General features: G+C 64.8%; 22 protein-coding genes. 12 read left to right on the top strand and 10 right to left on the bottom strand.

From position 1 onward, the window contains the following. Positions 1-82: 82 nt before the first annotated feature. Positions 83-733 carry a GTP cyclohydrolase II gene (ribA, locus tag OKW45_RS05510; RefSeq protein ID WP_018420895.1) on the bottom strand — a complete coding sequence of 217 codons (651 nt, stop codon included), beginning with the start codon at positions 731-733 and terminating at the stop codon, positions 83-85. A 338-nt stretch (positions 734-1071) separates the two neighbouring features. Between ribA and OKW45_RS05505 the strand changes: the two genes are divergently transcribed. Further along, positions 1072-1515 carry a CBS domain-containing protein gene (locus tag OKW45_RS05505; RefSeq protein WP_018420894.1) on the top strand — a complete coding sequence of 148 codons (444 nt, stop codon included), beginning with the start codon at positions 1072-1074 and terminating at the stop codon, positions 1513-1515. 254 nt (positions 1516-1769) lie between these two features. On the opposite strand, the gene OKW45_RS05500 is transcribed toward OKW45_RS05505, so the two are convergent. Next, positions 1770-2111 (bottom strand): DUF4148 domain-containing protein, encoded by a 342-nt coding sequence (locus OKW45_RS05500; protein WP_429466462.1) that lies wholly within the window; start codon positions 2109-2111, stop codon positions 1770-1772. 302 nt (positions 2112-2413) lie between these two features. After that, a complete protein-coding gene (locus OKW45_RS05495; protein WP_429466460.1) occupies positions 2414-3043 on the bottom strand; it encodes a DNA-3-methyladenine glycosylase in 630 nt (209 codons plus the stop codon). Positions 3044-3412: 369 nt separating this feature from the next. Between OKW45_RS05495 and OKW45_RS05490 the strand changes: the two genes are divergently transcribed. Both OKW45_RS05490 and OKW45_RS05485 read left to right on the top strand, forming a co-directional pair. Next, positions 3413-3772 carry a BON domain-containing protein gene (locus tag OKW45_RS05490; RefSeq protein WP_429466458.1) on the top strand — a complete coding sequence of 120 codons (360 nt, stop codon included), beginning with the start codon at positions 3413-3415 and terminating at the stop codon, positions 3770-3772. A 312-nt stretch (positions 3773-4084) separates the two neighbouring features. Then, positions 4085-5167 (top strand): calcium:cation antiporter, encoded by a 1083-nt coding sequence (locus OKW45_RS05485; RefSeq protein WP_429466456.1) that lies wholly within the window; start codon positions 4085-4087, stop codon positions 5165-5167. Positions 5168-5202: 35 nt separating this feature from the next. Here OKW45_RS05485 and OKW45_RS05480 read toward each other — a convergent pair whose 3' ends face one another. Further along, the gene (locus OKW45_RS05480) at positions 5203-6096 is read right to left on the bottom strand and encodes a LysR substrate-binding domain-containing protein (protein ID WP_429466454.1); all 894 of its coding nucleotides are present in this window, start codon (positions 6094-6096) and stop codon (positions 5203-5205) included. 492 nt (positions 6097-6588) lie between these two features. On the opposite strand from OKW45_RS05480, the gene OKW45_RS05475 reads away from it, so the two are divergent. The 7 genes from OKW45_RS05475 to OKW45_RS05445 all read left to right on the top strand — a co-directional run bounded on the left by OKW45_RS05475 (position 6589) and on the right by OKW45_RS05445 (position 13052). Further along, on the top strand, positions 6589-7683 hold the full coding sequence (locus OKW45_RS05475) for an ABC transporter substrate-binding protein (protein ID WP_429466452.1): 1095 nt from the start codon (positions 6589-6591) through the stop codon (positions 7681-7683). A gap of 5 nt (positions 7684-7688) precedes the next feature. Then, positions 7689-8672, top strand: a complete 984-nt coding sequence (locus OKW45_RS05470; RefSeq protein ID WP_018420887.1) for an ABC transporter permease — start codon at positions 7689-7691, stop codon at positions 8670-8672. Further along, positions 8669-9562 (top strand): ABC transporter permease, encoded by an 894-nt coding sequence (locus OKW45_RS05465; protein ID WP_429466450.1) that lies wholly within the window; start codon positions 8669-8671, stop codon positions 9560-9562. The genes OKW45_RS05470 and OKW45_RS05465 overlap by 4 nt, the downstream gene beginning before the upstream one ends. A 25-nt stretch (positions 9563-9587) precedes the next feature. Beyond that, entirely contained in the window at positions 9588-10682 is a 1095-nt protein-coding gene (locus tag OKW45_RS05460) for an ABC transporter ATP-binding protein (RefSeq protein ID WP_429466448.1), read from the top strand. 62 nt (positions 10683-10744) lie between these two features. Further along, positions 10745-11566 carry a transporter substrate-binding domain-containing protein gene (locus tag OKW45_RS05455; RefSeq protein ID WP_429466446.1) on the top strand — a complete coding sequence of 274 codons (822 nt, stop codon included), beginning with the start codon at positions 10745-10747 and terminating at the stop codon, positions 11564-11566. Positions 11567-11628: 62 nt separating this feature from the next. Further along, positions 11629-12393 carry an amino acid ABC transporter permease gene (locus OKW45_RS05450; RefSeq protein WP_429466445.1) on the top strand — a complete coding sequence of 255 codons (765 nt, stop codon included), beginning with the start codon at positions 11629-11631 and terminating at the stop codon, positions 12391-12393. 2 nt (positions 12394-12395) lie between these two features. After that, the gene (locus OKW45_RS05445) at positions 12396-13052 is read left to right on the top strand and encodes an amino acid ABC transporter permease (RefSeq protein ID WP_429466443.1); all 657 of its coding nucleotides are present in this window, start codon (positions 12396-12398) and stop codon (positions 13050-13052) included. A gap of 25 nt (positions 13053-13077) precedes the next feature. Here the strand turns inward: OKW45_RS05445 and OKW45_RS05440 are convergent, their stop codons facing one another. From OKW45_RS05440 to OKW45_RS05425, 4 genes are all read right to left on the bottom strand, one after another. Next, positions 13078-14400, bottom strand: a complete 1323-nt coding sequence (locus OKW45_RS05440; protein WP_429466441.1) for an MFS transporter — start codon at positions 14398-14400, stop codon at positions 13078-13080. Positions 14401-14674: 274 nt separating this feature from the next. After that, positions 14675-15979 carry a c-type cytochrome gene (locus OKW45_RS05435; RefSeq protein ID WP_429466439.1) on the bottom strand — a complete coding sequence of 435 codons (1305 nt, stop codon included), beginning with the start codon at positions 15977-15979 and terminating at the stop codon, positions 14675-14677. 17 nt (positions 15980-15996) lie between these two features. Further along, positions 15997-18249, bottom strand: coding sequence for a xanthine dehydrogenase family protein molybdopterin-binding subunit (locus OKW45_RS05430; protein WP_429466437.1), 2253 nt, complete (start codon positions 18247-18249; stop codon positions 15997-15999). A gap of 1 nt (position 18250) precedes the next feature. Next, complete coding sequence (locus OKW45_RS05425) at positions 18251-18706, bottom strand: (2Fe-2S)-binding protein (protein WP_018420878.1); 456 nt, start codon at positions 18704-18706, stop codon at positions 18251-18253. Between the two features lie 361 nt (positions 18707-19067). Here OKW45_RS05425 and OKW45_RS05420 point away from each other — a divergent pair, with 361 nt between their 5' ends. Then, complete coding sequence (locus OKW45_RS05420) at positions 19068-19466, top strand: hypothetical protein (protein WP_018420877.1); 399 nt, start codon at positions 19068-19070, stop codon at positions 19464-19466. A gap of 250 nt (positions 19467-19716) precedes the next feature. Here OKW45_RS05420 and OKW45_RS05415 read toward each other — a convergent pair whose 3' ends face one another. Together OKW45_RS05415 and OKW45_RS05410 are read right to left on the bottom strand one after the other, a co-directional pair. After that, entirely contained in the window at positions 19717-20637 is a 921-nt protein-coding gene (locus OKW45_RS05415) for a peptidoglycan DD-metalloendopeptidase family protein (protein WP_429466435.1), read from the bottom strand. 429 nt (positions 20638-21066) lie between these two features. Continuing rightward, entirely contained in the window at positions 21067-22245 is a 1179-nt protein-coding gene (locus tag OKW45_RS05410) for a porin (protein ID WP_018420875.1), read from the bottom strand. A 526-nt stretch (positions 22246-22771) separates the two neighbouring features. On the opposite strand from OKW45_RS05410, the gene OKW45_RS05405 reads away from it, so the two are divergent. Beyond that, complete coding sequence (locus OKW45_RS05405; protein WP_429466433.1) at positions 22772-23881, top strand: OpgC domain-containing protein; 1110 nt, start codon at positions 22772-22774, stop codon at positions 23879-23881. The last annotated feature ends 123 nt before the right edge of the window (positions 23882-24004 follow it).

Here is a 24004-nt window from a genome sequence, read left to right as displayed (position 1 = left end):
GAGTGCTTTCTGTTTTATTTTCAACCACTTGCGGACTACTTTGGCTCTCCTTGGGAGACCGCAGACACATCCTGGCTTCGTGCTATTCGTTCTCGTCGAAGTAATGCCCGAACTTCAGCTGCTTCGTGCGGATATACCGCTCGTTTTCCTCGCGCATTGGAATCGCCAACGCGACACGCTCGCACACTGGAATGCCGTGCTTCGACAGCGTGTCGAACTTTTCGGGATTGTTACTCATCAGCCGCACCGACGTGACCTTCAGCGTGCGCAGGATGCCCGCGGCCGAATCGTATTCGCGTGAATCGTCTGGCAGGCCGAGATCGAGGTTGGCTTCGACGGTATCGCGCCCCTGCTCCTGCAACGCATACGCGCGGATCTTGTTCGACAGACCGATGCCGCGTCCTTCGTGGCCGCGCAGATACAGCAGTACGCCGCAACCCTCCGCCGCGATATAGCGCAGCGCGAGATCGAGCTGCTCGCCGCAGTCGCAGCGATAGGAGCCGAGCACGTCGCCCGTCAGACATTCCGAATGCAGGCGCGTCAGCACCGACGACTGGTTGGCGACATCGCCCATCACGAGCGCGAGATGTTCGGCGCCGCTGTCGACCACGCGAAACACATAGGAAGTGAACGTGCCGTAGCGCGTGGGCAGCGTGGCGGTGGCGTCGAGCACGACGCATTCGCCGGTGACGGCGCCGTCCGCTGCGGGCAATGGATCCTGAGACGTGAGCATGGCGTTGAACAATGGTGCTGGCATGAACCCGGTCGAGCCGGGGATAAGGTGTGGACTGCGAGTTTACCGCTAATCCGCATGCAGCACGTGGATGCCCCTTTGCGGGCACGGGACGCTGACCCGCGACAAGCCACACCTGGCACACGCGGATCACGCGAAACACGAGCCCGAGACCCGAAACAAGCCCGCGCGAACCGCGCCAATCCAGCGCGCATCGTCCGGCGCGCCCGAGGTATTCCCGGTGTACCGCGGGCGCACGTCGCGCCTATACTGGTATCGCCTGTCCCTCACGACCGTGCGCCACTTCGGCGTGCTGCACTGCGAAACGGAGCCGCTCCATGACAAGCGTTGCACAGCTTCTTAAAACGAAACCGAACCCCTCCGACGTCTATACGATCGGCGCCGACGATTCTGTCTACGAGGCGATCCGGTTGATGGCCGAGAAAAGCATCGGCGCGCTGGTGGTGACGGACGGCGACAGCATCGCCGGCATCATCACGGAGCGCGACTACGCGCGCAAGATCGTGCTGATGGACCGGTCGTCGAAGGCGACGCCGGTGCGCGACATCATGAGCAAGGCGGTGCGCTTCGTTCGTCCGGACCAGACGACCGAAGACTGCATGGCGCTGATGACCGAGCGGCGCATGCGTCACCTGCCTGTCATCGACAACGAGCGGCTGGTCGGCATGGTGTCGATTGGCGACCTCGTGAAGGACATCATCGCGGAACAGCAGTTCACGATTCAGCAACTCGAGTTCTATATTCACGGCGAACGGCTCTGACAGGCAGCACGGCTTTCGCTGAGCGACACCGCATCCATCATCCGCGCGGGACCAGACGCAAAAAAGGCCCAAACCTCGAAGGGCTTGGGCCAAGCTACCTTACGGCAGCGGAGGTTCCTTTGGAAAGAGGAACGCAACGCGCGCGGTTGACACGCTCGCAGGCGCATGAGTGCGGCGCGCTCGTTTGAAACAGTACCGGGTATGAAACGCTGTGTGCGCGTTCAAGCGACGCGCACACAGATTCTGCTGCCTGCTTAGTTACCGAAATAGACGCTCTTCGGGCCGCTCATCGGCTCCTTCATGCCGCCCGCCTGGGTCGATCCGCTCATCGGCGCGCCGTAACCGCTGGTGTCAGCGGTCCGCTGGGTTTGCGCGACGGCCGGATTTTGCGCTTGCACGCGCTGCTCGGCGGCCTGGACGTCGGCCGGATAATTCGGGTCGCTCGCAGTCGATGGGTTATAGCCCGCGTGCTCCAGCTGGATCAGTTCGCTACGGACTTCCGCGCGGGTGACCGGCTGCTGGCTCGACTGCGCGAACGATACGACCGGCGCGGCGACAACGGCTGCAATGGCAACTGCCTTGATCAGCGATTTCATGATGACTTCCCTCCAATGTGGTTTTAACTGCATCGCCGACACCTTGCTGTCCGGCGAATGAATTAAGTCTAGTCATCGCACGGCCAAGGGAAAACCCTTAATTACGAGATAGAAAATTGCACAGTTCGCAACGATGTCGGGCAATATCGTGGAACCGCCTCCGTTAGCATGATCTTCCGGGTAACAATTGCCCGGATCGTCACCTTTGCGTCTGATATTTGCGAAATACGTCTGATCGAAGAAAGAATTCGCCCGCCCGCACGCCGAAACGTCTGAATCGATCTACGCGCGTAGCTGCGACGTCATGCGCCCGAATGCGGAATCGTCAGTAGCTTGCGCGGGCCGCTGACGAACGCGCTGCCCGGCTCGAAAAATCGCAACGGCCGGTGCATCTCGCGCGACAGGCCGATGCGCGTCGTCACGCCGATCGGTGCGTCGCCAGTCTCGATCACGCCGATCCATAGCCCCCGCCCCGTACACAAATCGCGCCCGTCGAACGCCTGGCCGATGCCGAACGCCACCGTCAGCCGACCGGGTCCGCGCGCGAGATCGCGCAGCGGCACGCCGGGACGGCGCGCTTCCATCAGCGCGAGTCCTTCGAGCGGTTCGATCGCGCGCAGCAGGATGCCGGCGCCGACCTCCTCCGCTTCGGACGACATGTTGAGCATGTAAGACACGCCGTAGGTCAGCCGCACATATGCATGACCGCGCGCGAGGAACATCGACCCGTTGTACACACGACGTCCGATGAACGCATGGCTCGTCGAGTCGCCGAGCGGATACGCCTCGGTCTCGACGATGCGTCCGCTCAGGCGTCCTTCGGGCAGATCGTGCACGAGATATTTGCCGACCATGAAGCGCGCCAGTTCCACGGTATCGATCGGCAGATCCTCGCGGCGCAACGGCTGGATCGGAAGAGCTTCGTTTCGCATGCGCTGGGTGTCCTTGAGTCGGTGCTGAAATCGGTGCTGAAACCTATGGCCTCGCGACAAGCGCGCAATCGCCCCACTCCCACGTCATCGACCGGTTGCGATCGACAAATTCGTTGTACCGAAGCCTCATTTTCTGCGCCACGGAAGTCAACATGGCACCAATTGTTGTATTGTGAGCATCCGGCCGGTCACACGGCCGTTTGCATGTTTCGGCGCGCGCTTCGCGGCTCGCTGAAACCGCGTGTCGGCTGAAAGCGTTCGCAGACTGCTGTACCTGTTCCATTGGCATTGAATCCCGCTGTACCCGCTGGTGTAAAAAAATCGACCCCATCCGGGGATCGACGTTCTACGACAACAGGAGATAGTTGAATGAAAGCATTCTCGGCAATCAAGATGATCGGCGGCGCGCTGGTCGTTCTCGCTTCCCTCAACGCGTACGCGCAAAGCAGCGATGCGGCGGCGACCGCAGCGCCGGCGGCAACGGCACCGACCGCCAAGCAGACTCGCGCGGCTAATCGCGCGCTGCAGAAGAAGGTCCGCGCGGCGCTCGCGCGTACGAAGGGCCTGACCGTCGGCAACATCACCGTGCGCGCACGCGACGGCGCCGTCACGCTGGAAGGCTCGGTGCCGGAACAGGCTCAGATCGAACTCGCGACCAACGCCGCTCAAGGCGTGGCAGGCGTGACGTCGGTGAAGAGCGCACTGTCGATCCGCGCGATGGGCCAGTAATCCGGTCGAACGGCCGAAGAAGTTGCGGTAATAGCAGCAAGCTGGCGTCGACGGCGGAAAGCTCCGCCGCGACGCCAATTCCCCTCCGATCCAGCGCTCGACACCATTGCCTCACGGTGCGGCCGTCGCACCATCCGACGCGGCGATTCCCCGTGCCCCCGCCATATTTTTAATGCGCGACGCGGGTCGCGATGACGACCCGGCCGCGTGGCGACGGCTTCTCGTAACGAGTTATCTCCAATAATTTAATAGCTTAACGTCACTTGTTAAGATATTACTTCAAGTTCGCACACGCACCGAAAGGAAGGCCGCATGACTTCGTCCGCGACCGTCTTGCCTCGTTGGACTCTCGTCGCGCCGATCGCTAGCTGGATCGTGCTCGGCGCCGCCTACGCGATGCCGGGCAATACGCTGCTGCTCGCACTGGCCGGCATGTCGCTATGCGCGGCCGTGTTTGCCGCCGTGCATCATGCCGAAGTGGTCGCGCATCGCGTCGGCGAGCCGTTTGGCACGCTGGTGCTCGCGGTCGCCGTCACGGTGATCGAGGTGGCGCTGATCGTCTCGGTGATGCTGACGTCCGGTCCCGAGAAAGCCGCCCTCGCGCGCGATACGGTATTCGCGGCCGTGATGATCGTCTGCAACGGCCTCGTCGGGTTGTGTCTGCTGGTGGGCGGCATCCGCCATCTGGAACAGGACTTCCAGAGCCGCGGCGCGGCGGCCGCGCTGGCGGTGCTCGCGTCGCTGTCGGTACTGACGCTCGTGATGCCGAATTTCACGACCACCAGCCCCGGCCCTGTCCTGTCGCCGTCGCAGCTCGCGTTTGCCGGCGTGTCGTCGCTGGTGCTGTACTGCGTGTTCGTGTTCGTGCAGACGGTGCGCCATCGCGACTACTTCCTCGCCGGCGTGCCCGACGAAGACGTCCATGCCGAGCCACCCGGCGCGCGCCTCGCAGCCATCAGCGGCGCGCTGCTGCTCGTGAGCCTCGTCGCGGTCGTGCTGCTCGCGAAAGTGCTGTCGCCGGTGGTCGAGTCAGCGGTGCTGAGCGCGGGCGCGCCGCCGGCGGTGGTCGGTATCGTGATTGCGTCGCTAGTGCTGTTGCCGGAAGGACTCGCGGCGCTGCGCGCAGCGCGCGCCGACCGTCTGCAGACCAGCCTGAACCTCGCGCTCGGCTCGTCACTGGCGAGTATCGGCCTGACCATTCCCACCGTCGCCGGCGTGTTCCTGTACATCGGTCAGCCCATCGTGCTCGGCATCGATGGCAAGGACATGGTGCTGCTCGCGCTCACGCTGGTGGTCGCCACGCTGACGCTCAGCACCGGGCGCACGACGATTCTGCAAGGCGCCGTGCATCTGTCGCTGTTCGCGGCTTATCTGTTTCTGTCGTTCGCGCCTTGACGCGATGCCTTATCCGGCGCGGGCGGACGGCAACCTCACTCTTCCCAATGCTCGGCGATCCAGTCGCGGAACAGATTCAGCTTCTGCTGTTGCGCGACTGAGTCCGGATACACGAAGTAATAGCGCCAGCCGGTCTTCAGCACGGAATCGAACGGCCGCACGAGGCGCCGGGCAGCGACGTCCTCGTCAATAAGCGCGAGGTCGCTGATCGCGACACCGAAGCCCTGCGCGGCGGCGTTGGTCGCCATGTCGAGCGTATCGAAGCTCGGGCCGAGCTCCGCGTCGATCGTCGCGGCGCCCGCCGAATCGGCTTCCGCGACTTTCGCGAGCCACATCTTCCAGTCGCGATGATCGCGCGTCGGATGCAGCAGCGTGTGGCGCCCGAGATCGGCCACCTGCGCGAGCGGCTTGTCCTTCAGCAGCTCGGGCGTGCAGACTGGCGTCAGACGCTCCTCGAACAGGGACACCGCCTGCACGTCCGCACCGGGCGACGAACCGTAGATGATCGCCGCGTCGAACGGCTCGCTCTGGAAATCGACGTCGTGCTGCCAGGTGGTCGTGATCTGCACGTGCAGATCGGGATAGTCGGACTGGAAGCGCATGATCTTCGGCAGCATCAAGCGCATCACGCAGGTCGGCACCTTCAGCGCGAGATCGGTGCGCTGCCTCGTCAAGCGCAACGACATTTCCTCGATCCGCGCGAAGCTCTCCTTGACCGCCGGAAGCAGCATTTCGCCCTCGGCGGTCAGCGTCAGCCCCTTTGCGTGCCGCTTGAACAGCGGAAACTTGTAGTACTCCTCGAGCGCGATGATCTGCCGGCTGACCGCACCTTGCGTCAGGCACAGATGATCGGCGGCACGCGTGAAGCTGCGATGGCGCGCGACGGTTTCGAAAATCTGCAGCGCGTTGAGCGGCGGTAGGCGTCGCATCGGATGTCCAGGATCAGAAAAAATCATTGCGTGGCTGCGGCAGCGCCCCTCGCCGCCCTGCCCGTCAAGCCCACAGCATACGCGATCGGCTATGCGCGCACGAGCAGGCGCGCGGGCAAACCCGCATGCGTTCGACTCATGGCATGCGTGAAAAACGCCCGTACTGAGGAATGTCGCACCGGCCCGGTGCAAAAAAGCCTTCAGCAATCGCACCAGAACCGAGCTTTCCTCATACCTCGACGCACGCTGGAATTCCTCAGCCAGATATGGACGTTAACCCGCATAAGCCATCGCCCGTAGCTTCCCGGCGCGTCGCCAAATCGCTCGCCACCGCGTTCGCTGGCGGCGAGCCATGAGCGCACGTCATGCCATCCATGCGCATATTTCGATTGTTGCGTGATTTTGGCAAACCTACAGTGCATCCACGCACGGTATATCCGGCAGCGGTCACGGTGAATCATGGGCAATGGGCGTTCAACAGAGGAGACCGCCATGCAGCAAATCAAACGGGGTAGAAGGCAGGCCATCAAGACGATCGGTACGGCGCTCGCGGCATCCGCGCTGCCGATGCCGTTCCTCAACCTGCGCGCGCAGGAGCACAACTTCAGCGGCAAGACGCTGCGCATCCTGACGTGGTCGGACGATACCGGCACGGCCGCGCTGCGCAACATCGCCGCGACCTTCACCGCGAAGACCGGCGCGAAGGTCATCGCCGATCGCGCAGACGGCACCTCCGGCATGGTCGCCAAAGTCAAGGCAGCGGGCGAGCGCCCCACCTATGACGTGATCACGCTCGCCGGTGTCGGCGCCTCCGGCCTCGCCGACGCGGGCCTGCTGATGAAGCCCGACCTCGACCGCCTGCCGAACCTGAAAGAAGTCGCGCCGCCATACCGCACCGGCGCGAACGGCTTCGGCGTCGGCTATCTGCTGTGGTCCGACGGCCTCATCTACAACACCGCGACGGTCAAGGCGCCGCCTTCGTCGTACGAGGCGCTGTGGGACCCGAAATACGCCGGCCGCGTTTTCCTGCCGCCGCCCGAGTGGGCCGAAGCGGTCGATCTCGCGATCATCGCCGCGAAGATGAACGGCGGCTCGCAGCAGAACATCGAGCCCGGCTTCAAGAAGCTCGCGCAGCTCAAAGACCACGTGATGACGCTCGGCGAGAACCCGAACCAGGTTGCCGATCTGTTCCGCACGGGCTCGCTCGACATCGGCGGCATCTACTCGCCCGCGTTTTTCCCGGATCAGATCCGCAAGCCCGAATACAAGATGGGCGTGACCTACGGCATGAAGGAAGGCTTCGCGACGCAACTGATGTTCACGGTCATTCCGAAAGCGCATCCGGGCGACACCGACCTGATCCACGCGTTCATCAATCACTCGCTCGACGCCGGCGTGCAAGGCCGCATGGCGGCCGATGTGCTGAACGGCCCAGTCAACTCGAAAGCGATGATTCCGGCCGAGAGCCGCGCGTTCGTGCCGAGCCCGCAGCAGATCGCCGAGAAAGCCGTGCTGCATGACGACAAGGCGCTCGCCGCCGTGCAGCCGGCATGGATCAAGCGCTACACCGAAATCTTCTCGGCGTAACCACGATGCTCGCGCGCTTCCCGCGGCGTGCCGCGATGATGCCGGACGAAGCTGCGCCGGGCCCGACGCCCGGCGGCGCTGCTTCCGCTTCCGCAGTCGTCGAGACGGCCGTGACCGACCCCGCTGCCGGCGCAACGACGCTCGCGAAAGCGCGCCCGTGGCTGCTACTTGCGCCGATCCTGCTGTTTCTGGCGATACTCGGCGCGGCCGCGCTGGTCGTGCTGCGCATGAGCTTCGGCACGTCCGGCAACGAATGGCGCAGCTTCACGCTGCAAAACTACGCGGACCTGCTCGATGGCTACTTCCTGAAGTCGTTGTGGCTGACGATGCGGCTCGCGTTCCAGAGCATGCTGTGCGCGGTCGTGCTCGCGATTCCGGTCGCGCTCGCGATGGCGCGCACGACATCGCGGCTCGCGCGCCGGCTGCTGCTCGCGGGTGTGCTGCTGCCGCTGCTCGTCAATCTGCTGCTGCAAGGCTATGGCTGGCTCGTGATCCTCGGCCCGGCGGGTTTGCTCAATCACGCGCTGCTCGCGAGCGGACTCGTCGAGCGTCCGGTAATGTGGCTGTATCGCGAGCATGGCGTGCTGCTCGGGCTGATCCAGACCGCGTTTCCGCTCGCCGTGCTGCCGCTGTCCAGCGCGATGCGCGCGGTGTCGATCTCGTACGAGGAAGCCGCCGCGACGCTCGGCGCGACCCGTTGGCAAACGCTGCGTCACGTGCTGCTGCCGCTCGCGATGCCGGGCCTCGTGTCGGGCGCGTTGCTGGTGTTCGCGTACAACGCGAGCGCCTTCGCGGTGCCGCTGCTGCTCGGCGGCCGGCGCGTGCCGATGCTCGCGGTGCTGGTGCACGATCAGGTCGCGCCGCTCTTGAACTGGCCGGCCGCCTCCGCTTCCGGCGTGGTGCTGATGATCGCGACGCTCGCTGTGATGGCGCTGTCGCAACGGCTCGTGCGCCGCACCCAACGTCTGACCGGGGAGCCTCACGCATGAGCACGCCGCTGCCGACCTCGCGCCTGCCGCGCACCGAACCTCGTTTGCCGCGCTTCCCGCGCCTGCCTCATACGATGCCCGGCCAGCTCGGCCGCGCGACCGCGCTCGTCGCGGGCATCGTGCTGTTTCTCGCCGCGCTGCCGATCCTCACGATGATTGCGATGTCGTTCAGCGCGGCCGACACGCTCGAATTCCCCCCGCACGCGTACAGCCTGCACTGGTACCGCGCGGCGTGGCACAGCTTCGTGTCACCGGACGCGACCGATACGCTGTCGATGGGCGCCGCGCTGACCACGAGCCTCGTCGTCGCGTTAGCGACGATGCTGATCGCGACGCTGGTCTCCGTGCCCGCCGCGTACGCGCTGTCGCGCTACCGTTTTCGCGGCAAGCCGATGGTCGAGCAACTGGTCGCGCTGCCGCTCGTCTATCCGCTCGTTATGCTCGGCCTGTCGCTGCTGCTGGTGTTCAACGTGCTGCCGGTCGAGCTTGGCGTCGGCCGGCTGATCATCGCGCATGTGATCCTGGCGCTGCCGTTCACGGTGAAGAACTGCGCGGCGTCGGTGGCGTCGATCGGCCCCGAGTTCGAGGAAGCCGCGCTCGTGATGGGCGCGAGCCCCGGCCGCGCGCTCATCGACGTGGTGCTGCCGCTGATGCGCCCCGGCATTCTCGCCGGCATGCTGTTCGCCTTCATCGTGTCGTTCAACGAGTTTACGGTGACGTTCTTCCTGTACAGCATCGACACGATGACGCTGCCGGTATGGCTCTATAGCCGCACGGTGTCGTCGCTCGATCCGACCGTGTTCTGTTTCGCGGTGGTCATCGTCGCGATCGACTTCGCGCTGATCTGGCTGCTCGAAAAGCTGATCGGCGACGAAGGCGTCGCGCTGTGAACCCGTCACCTTGCTGGAGCTTACGATGACCCATCTGACCTTGCAGGCCGTCACGCGGCGCTTCGGCGCCGTGCATGCCGTCGACGACGTCGACCTGAGCGTGCCCGACGGCAAGCTGGTGTGCTTTCTCGGCCCGTCCGGCTGCGGCAAGACCACGCTGCTGCGGATGATCGCAGGCCTCGAAACGCCGACCGAAGGCAGCATCCATTTCGCCGGCCGCGACATCACGCGACTGCCGGCCAACCGGCGCGACTTCGGCATGGTGTTCCAGTCGCTCGCGCTGTTTCCGCATATGACGGTCGCGCAGAACGTCGCGTATCCGCTGAAGCTGCGCAAGGTCGCGAAGGACAGGCAAACGCGCCGCGTCGCCGAGCTGCTCGAACTGATCCAGCTGCCGCATATGGCGAACCGGCCGGTCACGCAACTGTCGGGCGGCCAGCGTCAGCGCGTCGCGATCGCTCGCGCGATCGCTTCGGAGCCCCAACTGCTGCTGCTCGACGAACCGCTGTCCGCGCTCGACGCGAAGCTGCGCGAAGCGATGCAGGTCGAAATCCGCCTGCTGCAGCAACGCCTCGGCATCACGACGATCATGGTCACGCACGATCAGCGCGAAGCGATGACGATGGCCGACGAGATCGTCGTGATGGAGAAAGGCCGCATCGCGCAGGTCGGCAAGCCGCTCGACATCTACCGCGATCCAGTCAGCGAGTTCGTCGCCGACTTCATCGGGCTCGGCAACATTCTGCCGGTGCGGTACGACGGCGCGGGCGTCGTGAGCCTGCCGGGCGGACGGCGCATCGCGGTGACGCCGCACCCGAGCGCGCCGCTCGCCGATGCGCGACAGCCGGGTGCGGCCGGCAACGCGATCCGCCTGCTGATTCGCCCCGAGGACATCTGCGTGAAGGCGGCCACGGAAGCACCGAACCCGAACCGGCTGCCCGGTACCGTCACGTTCATTCGCGACGTCGGCGCCTCGCTCGAAGCGACGATCGATTGCGCGGGCTTCACGCTGACCGCCGCGACCACGCCGCGCGAAACGCCCGGGCTCGCGCTCGGCATGCCGGTGCTCGCCGAGCTGCCGCCGCACGCGTGCAAGCTGATCGCCGCGCGCGCCGCCTGATACCCGAACCCATCACACGGCTTTGCCTGAATAACTACCGTATTACGACAGAGGAACACATCATGAACCAGCGCCCCGCTCTCCAATCGACCCGCCGCGTGTTCGCGACGCTCGCAGCGACGCTCGCGATGACCGCGCTCGGCGCGCTGTGCGCGCTGCCGTCGGCCGCGCATGCCGACGCGCTCGACGACATCGCGAAGTCCGGCACCGTGCGCATCGGCGTATTCGAGGACTATCCGCCGTTCGGCTCGATCGGTCCGGACATGAAACCGGTCGGCTACGACATCGACGTCGCCAATCTGATCGGCAAGGCGCTCAACGCGAAGGTCGAACTGGTGCCGGTCACCGGCGACAACCGCATGGCCTTCCTCGCCGACCACAAGGCCGATATGTTGCTGTCGGTCGGCCACACGCCCGAGCGCGAAAAAGTGATCGACTTCTCGCAACCCTACGCGCCGTACTACCTCGCGGTGTTCGGCCCGAAGTCGCTGCCGGTGAAAAACGCCGCTGACCTCGGCGGCAAGTCGATCTCGGTCGCGCGCGGCACGCTCGAAGACCTGAGCGTGACGAAGATCGCGCCGCCGTCGGCGAACATCAAACGTTTCGACGATCCTAACGGTGCTATTTCGGCGTTTCTTTCTGGTCAGGTACAGTTGATGGTGGTCGGCAACGACGTCGGCGCGACGATTCTCGCGCGGCATCCGGCGAACGATCCGGAGCAGAAGTTCGCGCTGTTCAGCTCGCCCGATCACGTCGGTCTGAACAAGAACGAGCCGCGCCTGAAGGCGAAGGTCGACGAAACGATTGCCAAGGCCCGCAAGGACGGCACGATGAACGCGATCTCGCAGAAGTGGCTGCGCGCGCCGCTGCCGGCCGATCTTTGAAACCTGTGGCGTGGCGCCGTGAAGGCCGCGCCGCGATCTGATCCTACGATGGGCACGAGGCCATGACTTACGCGTTCGATTTCAGCGGCTTCGGCCTGTATGCGGGGATGCTCGCGCGCGGCGCCGCCGTGACCCTCGGGCTCACCGCCGTGTCGACCCTGGCGGGCGGGCTCGTCGGTATCGCCGGCGCGAGCATCGCGACGGCCGGGCCGAAGTGGGCGCGCTGGCTGGTCGCGAGCTACGTCGAGCTGATCCGCAACACGCCGTTTCTGGTGCAGTTGTTCTTCGTGTTCTTCGGCCTGCCGAGCCTCGGCATTCATATCGACGAGATCCAGGCCGCGATTCTCGCGATGACCGTCAATCTCGGCGCGTACGCAATCGAGATCGTGCGCGCCGGCATCGATTCGATTTCGCGCGGCCAGGTACAGGCCGCCCAGGCGCTCGGCCTGCATGGACGCCAGGTGTTCCGCTACGTCGTGCTGCCGCAGGCGCTCGCCAACGTGTTTCCCGCGCTGCTCGGCCAGGTGCTGATCGTGATGCTCGGCTCGGCCGTCGTGTCGCAGATCTCGGTGCCCGACCTGACCTATGCGGCGAACTTCATCCAGTCGCGCAACTTCCGCTCGTTCGAGAGCTACGTGATCATCACGGCGGCCTATCTGCTGATGTCGATCGTGTTGCGGCAGCTGTTGAACCGCTTCGGCCGCGGGCTGTTCGCGGGCCGCGCGGCACGAGGTAACAACAGCCGTAGCGGCAACGACGGCTTGCCGCGCGACTGGCGCAGCCGCCTGATGTGGCGCGGCGCGCGCACCCTGCCGACGGAGCGCTGATCATGGTCGAATTCACGCTGTGGGACATCGCCCGCAACCTGCTGCTCGCCGCACGCTGGACCGTGCTGCTGTCGCTGATCGCGTTCGTCGGTGGCGGGATAGTCGGGCTAGTGCTGCTCGCGATGCGCGTGTCGCCGATCGCGTGGCTGCGCCGCCTCGTCGTGCTGTACGTCGAGGTGTTTCAGGGCACGCCGCTCTTGATGCAGCTTTTTCTCGCGTTCTTCGGCTTGCCGCTCGTCGGCATCGACGTGTCGCCGTGGGCCGCCGCGACCGTCACGCTGACGTTCTATACGAGCGCGTATCTGGTCGACATCTGGCGCGGCTGCGTCGAAGCGGTGCCGCGCGGTCAGTGGGCCGCGGGTGCGAGCCTCGGTATGACGTTCGGCCAGCAGTTGCGCTATATCGTGTGGCCGCAGGCGCTGAAGATCGCGGTCGCGCCGAGCGTCGGTTTTCTCGTGCAAGTGGTCAAGAGCACCGCGCTCGCGTCGATCATCGGCTTCGCCGAACTGACGAAGACCGGCACGATGATCACGAATGCCGCGTTCCGGCCGTTTCCGATCTACGGCATGGTCGCGATGATCTACTTCGCGATGTGTTTTCCGCTGACCTGGTATGCTCGCGTGCTCGAAAAGCGGCAGAAGGTGGGACAGCATCGGTGAGCTGAGGCGATTCGCGGTCTGTAGGTCAAGTCACGGATACGTGCTGCCGGGAAGCAATCTTGATGCGCGAGACGAACCACGCCGCGAGCACGAACCACCCCGCTGCGACGACGAACGCGACGACATAGGCGGGTCCGGCACCGGCAAACGCCTTGACCCATGACAGCATCCACCCGGTCGCGGCAGGGCCGAGGATCTGCGGTAGCACCATCGACACTTGCCAGATGCCCATGTCCTTGCCGCTGGACGCATCGTCTGGCAACACTTGCAGCGCGAGTGCCCAGTCGACGGCTTGATAGGTTCCGTAAGCGGCGCAGAAAACCAGCCCGACTGCGATCACCAGCAACAGGTTTGGATGCAACGCCAGCAGGACAAAGCCGATCGCAGCTCCGGCCATGATCCAGCTGGTCAGGCGGACGACGGGAACGACGCCGTGCCGGTCGGCCAGCCGTGCGCCCAGCAGGCTGGCCGGGATCGCAAGCACCACGCCGACGCCAAGCAGCCCATTCAGGAGACTGGTCGGATGACGAATGCCGATCACGTCCTGCAGGTAGTACAACAAGAAGGTGAAGATCGACCAGATTCCCATGTTGCCGAACAGACGGGTTACCAGCACCCAGTAAAAGTTTCGGTGCAGGCGTGGATCGAGATAGAACGAGCGCATGAACGCGACGAGTTCGAACCGTTGTCGGGATCTGACAGGTGTCGGCTCGCGCGAGCCGCGAATCGTCAGCCAAAGGCAGAGCAACATGATCGCAATGAACGCGGCAACCGTAGGATACAGGTGCCCCGGCGAATAGAGGACAACGAGCACCACGTTGCCAGTGATCGTGCCGAGCACGGTCATCACGTTGAGCCATGCGCTCGCGCGATTGCTTTCCTGTTTTGGCACGACATCGGGCACCAGCCCGGCGTACGGCCCCGCCGCCCAGTTCCACCAGAACTGGAGATGCAGGAACGCGAGCGTATACATCCCTACGCTCCCCCCGCCGTTGAATGAACCAAGCCATACCAGTGCAACCGCAATGCCGAACACGCCGGTGACGAGAAACGGTCGCCGACGTCCATGTTTTGCAGAGCAGCGATCTGAAAGCGCGCCGGCCAGCGGCGCCACGATCATCGCAATGAATGCGCCGGACGCAATGACGGAGCCGGCCACGCCTTCCTTCAACGCGGCTTCGCGTCCGAGCATCTCGGCGACCTGTGCCGGCACGAGCACCGGAACGACCGTCATCCATTGGGTAAAGAGCGCAAACCACAGCGACGCGATCTGTATGTGACTGAGCGTCGACAGGCGAGAAGCCGACGGTGTGACCGACACGTTTCGGGCTTCACTGGGCAGGGTCATGTCGGAAGTCCATGAGCTTCGCGCAGAGACTTCGACGCCGCACGGCGGACGAAGGTCGTGGCCAATTCTGAGAGCCGTTCGAACGCGACGGGGACTCCCATAGGACCAATGCGCCTGTATCGGTCGTGATGCAAATGTCGGCATTGGCCGACGGCGAGTCCATCGACGAAGGCACGGTGTGGCCGTCCCACTATGATAGCTGCCGTCGGTTGGCCCACAACCTGAAACGGCGCGAGGTCGGCAAGCGCGCCTCTGCGCCGCACTTAGCGACCGATCAACGCCCCGCCTGCGTCGACTGCCGCAACTTCGCCACCTCCGCCGCACCGACCGCCGGCGCGCCGTTGTTCCAGCCAACCCGCACGAAGCTCAGCACGTCGGCGATCTGCTGATCGTCGAGCACCGCGGCGAAGCCGGGCATCGGAAACGGCGACGGCACGCCGTCGATCACGAGATCGCCGGTGCCGTTCAACGTGACGTTGATCGGCGACGACGCGTCCTTCGCGAGCACGTTCGGATTGCCGGCGAGCGGCGCGAGCATCGGCGCGAAGCCGTGCCCGTCGACGCCGTGGCAATGCATGCAATACGCCGTATAGACGCGTGCGCCGGCATCGTTCGCGGGGCGATCGAGCGACACCTTCGTCGCCTGCGGATCGTACGTATAGGCCGCCGCGCCGGTGCCGCCGGCCGGCGGCAGCGACTTCAGATACGTCGAGACTGCCGCGACGTCCTGATCGCTCATCGCTTGCGTGCTGTTGTTGATCACGCTCGTCATCGCGCCGAACGCCGATGCATGGCGGTTCGCGCCGGTCTTCAGGAACGTGCGCAGATCCTCGTCGCTCCAGCGGCCGAGCCCGGTGTTGTGCTCGCCCGTGAGGTTCGACGCGAACCAGCCGTCGAGCAGCGCGCCGCTCAGGAATGCGCTGCCGCTTTCGTCGAGCGCGCTTTCCTGGAACGCGATACCGCGCGGCGTGTGACACGACCCGCAATGTCCGAGCCCTTGCACCAGATACGCGCCGCGATTCCACGCGACGTCCTTGCCTGGCTTGTCGCGATACGCACCCTTCTCGAGAAACGCCATGTTCCAGAACATCAGCGGCCAGCGCATGTTCAACGGCCACTTGATGTCGGACTCGCGATTCGCCTGCTGCACTGGCGCGACGCCGTGCATGAAGAACGCGTACAGCGCCTTCACGTCGTCGTCGTTGACCTTCGCGTAGGACGGATACGGCATCGCCGGATACAGGTTGTGGCCGTCTTTCGCGACGCCCTCACGCAGCGCCCGCGCGAAGTCGGCTTCCGTGTAACCGCCGATGCCGGTCCGTGCGTCGGGCGTGATATTGGTCACGTAGATGCGGCCCATCGGCGTGTTCATCGGCAGGCCGCCGGCGAACGGCTTGCCTTTCGGCGCGGTGTGGCAAGCGGCGCAATCGCCGAGTTGAGCGAGGTAAGCGCCGCGTTGCACGAGCGTTTGATCGGCTGCGCCGGTGGCTGCCGGAGTTGCGGCATCAGCAGGTGCCTGGGCGATAAACGGCAATGCGACGCATAGCGCCGCGCCAAGACCCTTCAGCATGTTTTTCATGTCGGGCTCCTTTCGCGTCAGGCGTTGTGCAGTTGGCGGCCAACCGGCAATTGCCGCAGCCGCGTGCCGGTGGCCGCATAGATCGCGTTGGTCAGCGCGGGCGCGAGCGCCGCGGTGCCGGGTTCGCCGATGCCGCCGGGCGCCTCGCCGCTCTTCACGATATGCACGTCGATCGGCGGCGTCTGGTTGATGCGCAGCATCCGGTAGTCGGTGAAGTTGTTCTGCTCGACGCGACCGTCCTTGATCGTGATCTCGCTATAAAGCGCCGCCGTGATGCCGAAGATGATGCCGCCCTGCACCTGCGCTTCGATCGTGTTCGGGTTGACGAACATCCCGCAATCGACCGCGCAGTTGACGCGCTTGACCGTCACTTCGCCCTGCTCGACCGCGACCTCGACGACGATCGCGAAGAAGCTGCCGAACGCGTGCATCACCGAGACGCCGCGCCCTTGCCCCTTGGGCAGCGCGCTGCCCCAGTTGCCGGCCTGCGCGGCCAGGTTGAGCACGTTCAACGCGCGCGGCGATTTGCCGAGCAGATCGCGCCGGTACTGCACCGGATCGATCTTCGCGTGCGCGGCGAGTTCGTCGATGAAACTCTCTACGACGAACGTGCCGCGCGTCGGCCCGACGCCGCGCCAGAACGCGGTGGGCACCGCGTGCGGTTCCACGCGCACGTAGTCGACCAGCTGGTTCGGCAGGTCGTACGGCAGATCGGCGGCGACCTCCACCGCATCGGGGTCGAGCCCGTTCTTGAACGCGGGCGGCGCGAAGCGCGCCATGATCGACGACCCGGCAATGCGATGCTGCCACGCGATCGGCTTGCCGTTCGCGTCGAGCCCGGCCGAGATCGTGTCGTAGTAGTACGGTCGGTACATGTCGTGCTGGATGTCCTCCTCGCGCGTCCACAGCACCTTGACCGGCGTCGACACCTGTTTGCCGACCTTCACGGCCTGCGTGACCATGTCGGTTTCGAGCCGCCGTCCGAAGCCGCCGCCGATCAGATGGTTGTGCACGATGATCTTGTCGGCGGGCAAGCCCGTGACCGCGACCGCCGCATCGACGACCCGCGTCGGCACCTGCGAGCCGAGCCAGATTTCGCAGGCGTCGCCGCGCACGTGGACCGTGGCGTTGACCGGCTCCATCGTCGCGTGCGCGAGGAACGGCTGCTGGTATACCGCGTCGACGCGCGACTTCGCAGCGCCGAACGCGCGGCCGACGTCGCCGTCCTTGCGCGCCACCGCGCCGCCATGTTGCGAGGCCGCCGCGAGATCGTCGACGATGCGCTTCATCGATACCTGCGCGCCCGCGCCTTCGTTCCACTTGATGTCGAGCGCCTGCAGGCCACGCTTCGCGGCCCACGTGTGCGCGCCGATCACCGCGACCGCGTTGTCGAGCTTGATGACCTCGCGCACGCCGGGGATCGTCTTCGCATGCGTATCGTCGACGCTCGCGAGCGTGCCGCCGAACACCGGACAGTTCGCGATCGCCGCGTAAACCATGTCGGGCAAGCGCACGTCGAGGCCGAACTGCGCGGTACCGTCGACTTTCTCCGGCGAATCGAGACGCTTCGCCGGCGTGCCGATCAGCTTGAAGTCCTTCGGGTCTTTCAACGGCACGTTCTGCGGCACGGGCAGCGCGGAGGCGGCCTGCGCGAGCTGACCATAGCTCGCGCTGCGATTACTGGCCGCGTGGATCACCTGACCGGCCTGCGCGTGGCAACTCGCCGGATCGACCTGCCACTGCTGCGCGGCCGCGTTGATCAGCATCACGCGCGCAGTCGCGCCCGCGCGGCGCATCGGCTCCCACGCGAAGCGGATCGACGTCGAGCCGCCGGTCAACTGCCCGCCGAGCAGCGGGTCCATGAAGAGCTTTTCGTTGGGCGGCGCGTGATCGAGCGTGACCGTGCCGAGCGGCACTTCGAGTTCCTCGGCGATCAGCATTGGAATCGACGTATAGACGCCCTGACCCATCTCGACCTTCGGTATCACGAGCGTGACCTTGCCGGCGTTGTCGATCTGGATGAACGCGTTCGGCGCGAACACGCCGCTTTGCGGCGCCTCGTTCGCATCGCCGCCGATCACGCTCTTGCCCGCCTTCTGATCCTGGCTCGCGGCCGGCATGCTGAAGCCGAGCAGCAGACCGCCGCCGGCCGCGGCGCCGACCGTCACGCCGAATTTGAGGAAGCCGCGCCGCGAGATGCCGCGCGCATGCCGCGTGTCGGTGTCAGCCGGCTGCGCGCCGTTCTGTGCATCGAGCAATCCCTGGGACATGTCAGGCCCCCTTCGCGGCGTGCTTGATCGCCGCGCGCACGCGGTGATAGGTTCCGCAGCGGCAGATGTTGCCCGCCATCGCGGCGTCGATGTCGGCGTCGCTCGGATTGGGATTGCGCGCGAGCAGCGACGCCGCCGACATCACCTGTCCCGACTGACAGTAGCCACATTGCACGACGTCGAGCTCACGCCAGGCCTGCTGCACTTTCTGGCCCGTGGGCGTGGCGCCGAGCGCTTCGATCGTGACGATCTTGCGGTCGCCGACCGCCGCCGCCGGGAACACGCACGAACGCACCGCGACGCCATCGAGATGCACGGTGCATGCGCCGCATTGCGCGATGCCGCAGCCGAACTTGGTGCCGGTCAGCCCGACGAGATCACGCAGCACCCACAGCAGGGGCATGTCTGGCGGGGCATCGACGGTATGGGTTTCGCCGTTGATATTGAGCGTTGTCATGAGCGGCTCCGGGTGGGGATGTTGTTGTGGTCACGCGGTTTAGATCGCGACACCGCGCCAGACCGCGGACATGCACCGGTTTTGTTCGGCGTGTCGCGCTAATAAGCCATGAAATGCGGCCTGTGAGCGAGCGGGTGTCGCAAGAAAACCGGCCGATTGTAGCGGTGTCGAAAGAAGTTCGCTTTGGCGGTGTCAGGCGGCACGTCGCATGCTGTGCGCGGTGGATCGCATGTGTCGGCTGGAGCGATGCGTTACCATCGACGGATCGATCCGTTAGCGTGATCGCGCGACCCGCTGCATCGCACTTTGTGGTGTTGCGACGCACGATTCCGTCGAATCACCTCAGCTGCTGGAGCCGCCGATGAACGACCCGCAATGCACTCAATTCCTCACGGACATTCGCCGACCATTGCTTGCGCTGCACAAGGCGATTCTCGATCACGAACGCGCCGCGTACGAAAAGGAGTTCGGCCCGGTAACGCCGGCGGCATTCCTGCAGGTGCTGATCAACGGCTCGGGGTTTCGTTGGCTGACGCCGCTGTCGACGGTGATCGCGAGCGTCGACGAAGTTCTCGACGACGCGGAAGCCGAGGCCGGCGACCGTCTCGCGACCGCCGAGGCCGTGGTCGGCCTGTTCGCGCCCGATCAACCGCACAATCACTTTCTGCCGCGTTATCTGCCGCTCTTGCAGGCCGATCCCGCGATCCTGCACTACCACGGCGAGGTATCGCGGCTGCTGCGCGGAGTGCAAACGACGTAACGGCGATTCGCGCCAGGCACGGCGGCGGCGCGTGCGCTGCCTGCCGGCTCCTGCATCGCCTCACCGTTCATAAACGGCTGCGGGTCATGGCCGCATGGTTGATTGTCGATACTATTGCGCAGATCGAGAGGAATGCTTTTACATGAAGGTACTTTTGCAATGATTCGTCGACCGCCGGAATGCGCGGTCGATCAAATTACCTGGTTTAGCTGAATAAATCCAAGGTGAGCTTTTGCGGGAACGTCGAAGCTCAGCCGCGCCCCTGCGGCAGATAAGGCAGCGGATCGACCGGCTTGCCGTCCCGCCGCACTTCGAACCCCACCGACACACGCGAGTTGTTCTCGTCGCCCATCTCCGCGATCTGCTGTCCCTTGCGGACGATGTCGCCCATCTTGACCATCAGCTTGCGGTTGTGCGAATACGCGGTCAGAAAATCCTTGTTGTGCTGGACGATGATCAGACTGCCGTAGCTGTTCAGTCCGGTGCCCGCGTACATCACCTTGCCGTCGGCGGCGGCTCGCACCGGATCGCCCGCTTTGCCGCCGATTTCGATGCCGCGTGTTTCGCCGGGCTGGAACGCTTCGACGACGCTGCCCGCGGCAGGCCACGCGAGCGCCACGTTGCTCGCGTGCCGGCGGGTTTCCTGCGTGACTTCGCGGACTTCGGTGGGATCCGGAGCCGGCGCGGCCGACTGTGTCGAAGCTTGCGCCGACGTTTGCGCTGTCGCTTGTGACGCACGCTGCGCCGCGGATTGCGCCGCCGCCGTCGCGGCGCGCACCGTTTCCGGCGACGCAACGTGCAGCACCTGCCCCGGCTTCAGCCGCGCCGATGCCTTCAATCCGTTCCATGCCTGCAACTGCTTGACGCTGATGTGATGATGCTGCGCAACCCGCGCGAGCGTGTCGCCGCGCCTGACCCGATACACGAGTGGCGGCGACTTTTTCAGCGGCGTGTTATCGCTGGCGCCGATCGACAGCGGCGCGGCTGCCGCCGGGTCGCCAGACGCCGCTCCCGTCGCATTCGCCGCCGGCACGCCGGACGCCGCGTTGGCGCTGGTTGCCGCACCGTTCTGCGCATTCGGCTGCCCGACGTTCGCACAACCGCTGACGGCCAGCGCGACCCACGCGCCGGCGAGACTGGCCAATAACGTTCTGTCGAAACGCTTTCTCATCCTGTTCGACTCCTGCTGTATGGATGCGCAAGCCGGATAGCCCGATGCCGCGGACGGGGTGCGCGATCTTCGACCGCGCGGCCTTCCCGACGGCACGGCGAAGCCGCCTCGTATGGCGCTCATTTCCTGCCTGCTTGCCGATGAAATTTCTCGCGGAATTCTAAAGTGTCGTTTAATAAAAACGCCCTGCCCCACACACTCTGATACAGACGTTACGAGCCGTATTTCCGCGTTACGACCGCACGTATATTGGGACGCCAACGACGTACACATCACCGCTTCGCCGCGGCGCGTTCAGACTTGTTGACGTTCGACTTATCGGCAGGCGCGAGAGGAACTTGAATAGCCATGCGTTGCGTCGGAGGGCGCAAAAAAAAGCCAGCCTTCGGAATCCGAAGGCTGGCCGATCTGCGTTTGACGGACAGCGAACTAGAACTTATGCCGGATCGCCGCGCGTACGACGACCTGCTTCGACGTCGACGACGGCGACTGCGTGCCGGGGATGAATGCGTAATCGAGGATCGACAGCGTGGAATCGCCGGTGACCTGTTGATAGGCGCCCTGCAGATAGAGGTCGGTGCGCTTGGACAGGTTGTAGTCGGCCATCAGGCCGAACGTATGGATGCGCGGCTTCACGCCGCCGTTCGATGCGTCGTAGTTTTCCATCGTGTACACGTACTGCGCGCCGACGAACAGCACCGGCGAAATCTGATATTTGCCGTTGATCTCGAAGTTCTGATACTTGAGCGAATTCAGCAGCACGCCCGGCGGTGTGACAGGCACGAGCGGCACCAGCGGCTCGACGCCGAGATAGCCGTTTGCGGTCGGCTCCAGGTAGTTCGAGTTGCTATAGACGAAGCCCGCCGTCGCCGGTCCGAACGTATAGGTGATGCCGCCGCCGAACACGCGCAGGCGCGTCGCGACGAAGCCGGCGTCGTTCGCGGTGATCGCCCCGTTCGAGCCGTTGCCCGGATTGTCGGCCTGCAGATAGGCCGCCGCGACCAGCAGCCCGCCGTACGTGTACTGGCCGCCGAAGCTGTAGGCGCGATTGTTGGCGAAGTTGGTGTCGTTGCTGAAGCTGTAGGTGCCGCCGAACTGGAAGCCCGAGATCGACGCGCTCGTGTACTTGACGGTGTTGTCGAGGCGGAACGTGTTGTCGGTGTTGTCGTTGTCGTACGGATGCGAGAACAGCTCGCCGCCCCAATTGCCGTTGGCCGTGGTCTGCGCGAGATAATCGACGACCGAGTCGTATTGCCGGCCGAACGTCAGCGTGCCGTACGCCTGTGAACTGAGTCCGACGAAAGCCTGCCGGCCGAACAGGCGGCCGCCCTGCCCGAGCCGCCCGGAATTCAGATCGAAACCATTCTCGAGCTGGAAGATCGCCTTCAGGCCGCCGCCGAGATCTTCTGAACCCTTCAGGCCCCAGCGGCTTCCCTGCGCAAGGCCGCTGGCGAGTTCATAAACATGGCCGTGGCCGACATTGTTCGTGTAGTTGATGCCTTCGTCGATCACGCCGTACAGCGTGACGCTAGTCTGCGCGGCGGCAGGCGCGGCAAGAACGGCGGACGCAGCAACGGAGACAGCCAGCGCGAACACTTGCTTGTTCATGATGATCTCCCTGCACCTCGAGTGATAGGACAACTCGATCCGGCCGCTTTGTTCTCTTTGCTCTTTGTTCTCGTCACTTTCCAGCAGTTCTGAAGACTGCTCCAATGGCTACGCTTTTCCGGAAATCGTCACACGACATCGTCCGGCCGTCCATGAGTGGATGCGCCAAGCATCGAGAATGTTGCTAATTCTCCACTGCGTGTTGCTGCCTCTTTTTTCGTAACGTCGCTTCAGGTAAACAGCAGCCGCTGCTGCCGGTCCCGCTGCGTCATTGTCATGAAAAGAAATATAATCCTGCGCTTTGCTGCGATGCAACGGAACTCGGCGTCACAGCGAAGGTCATCTTCACAGCCCGCTGACACGGCCGCCTTGCGATACCGGTCGAGCGTGGCGAGATGGGCCACAGGCGACGCCAGCACGGATCACCTCACCGCCGCAGCACCCAATCCCATATTAAAAAGCCTTGTGAGACGCCCGCCGCGCTGGATCAGCGCGCCGTCGCACGGGGCTGCTTTTGACGCAAACAATGGCCAAGTCATCTTCCCGCCTGATCGAGCTCGACTTTTTCCGCGGACTGGTTCTGCTGATCATCGTCGTCGATCACATCGGCGGCAGCATTCTGTCGCGCGTGACGCTGCATGCGTACGCGCTGTGCGATGCCGCGGAAGTATTCGTGTTCCTCGGCGGCTTCGCGACCGCTACCGCCTATGCGACGCTCGCCGAGCGGCGCAATGAGACGATCGCGCGCGGCCGCTTCCTGCGCCGCTCGTTCGAGATCTATCGCGCGTTTCTCGTCACCGCCGGGCTGATGCTGCTGGTCAGCGCGGTGCTAACCGCATTCAGCATCGACGGGCCGAATCTCGCCACGACCGATCTCGACGACCTGATCGACACGCCGCTTGCCGCGCTGCGCGACATCGTGCTGCTACGCCGCCAGCCGTACCTCGCGTCCGTGCTGCCGATGTACGCGTTCTTCGCGCTGCTGGTGCCCGCGATCCTGCCGCTCGCGCGCAGCAAGCCTTGGCTGCTGGTCGCCGGCAGCGTCGCGCTGTGGGCCGGCGCACCGGCGGTCAGCAAGTACCTTCCCGCCGCGCCCGACATGCACTGGGACTTCAACCCGTTCGCGTGGCAACTGATGTTCGTGCTCGGCGTGCTCGCGCGCTGCCAGCCGGTGTATCAGCGCACCAGCGCGCATCGATCCGGGTGGCTCGTCAGCGTGCTGGCGCTCGCGGTGGTCGTGGGCGCCGCGTACTACAAGCTCGTTCTGCTGCACGCGCCACTTGCCGCGAGCCTCAAGCAGAACCTGTCCTACCTGCGCGCGGGGAACTTCCTCGCGATCGCGTGGCTCGTCGCCAATCTGGTCGAGCTCGGCTGGGCGAAGAAGGTCGCGCGGCGGCTGCCGTGGGTCGGCGCGATCGGGCGTCAGGGCTTGCTGTGCTTCATTGCCGGCGCGGTGATTTCGCTGGTGATCGACTCGGTGCTCTACGCGGCGACCGATGGTTACCTGAACTATCCGCTCGGACTGCTCGCCGATGCCGCCGCGGTCGGCGCGCTGTGTGCCGTCGCCTTGGGCGTGGAGCCGCTGAAGCGGTTCGTCGGGCGGCTCGTGGACGGGCGGCTGCGGACGTCGGGCTGAAGAACTTTTCGGCAACGTTTCGAACGCCCTTCGAGCGTGTCCCTGACGTGTCGCGATTCTCGGTGCACTTGACGTACCCCTGGCGCCCGAAGAACTTTGCGCGCATAAAGCGCCGTCCTTCTC

It is taken from the genome of Paraburkholderia lebeckiae, from assembly GCF_050436225.1.
Classification (GTDB): domain Bacteria; phylum Pseudomonadota; class Gammaproteobacteria; order Burkholderiales; family Burkholderiaceae; genus Paraburkholderia; species Paraburkholderia tuberum.
The sequence above is the reverse complement of the archived record's forward strand: the minus strand, read 5'-3'. Positions and strand labels throughout refer to the sequence as shown.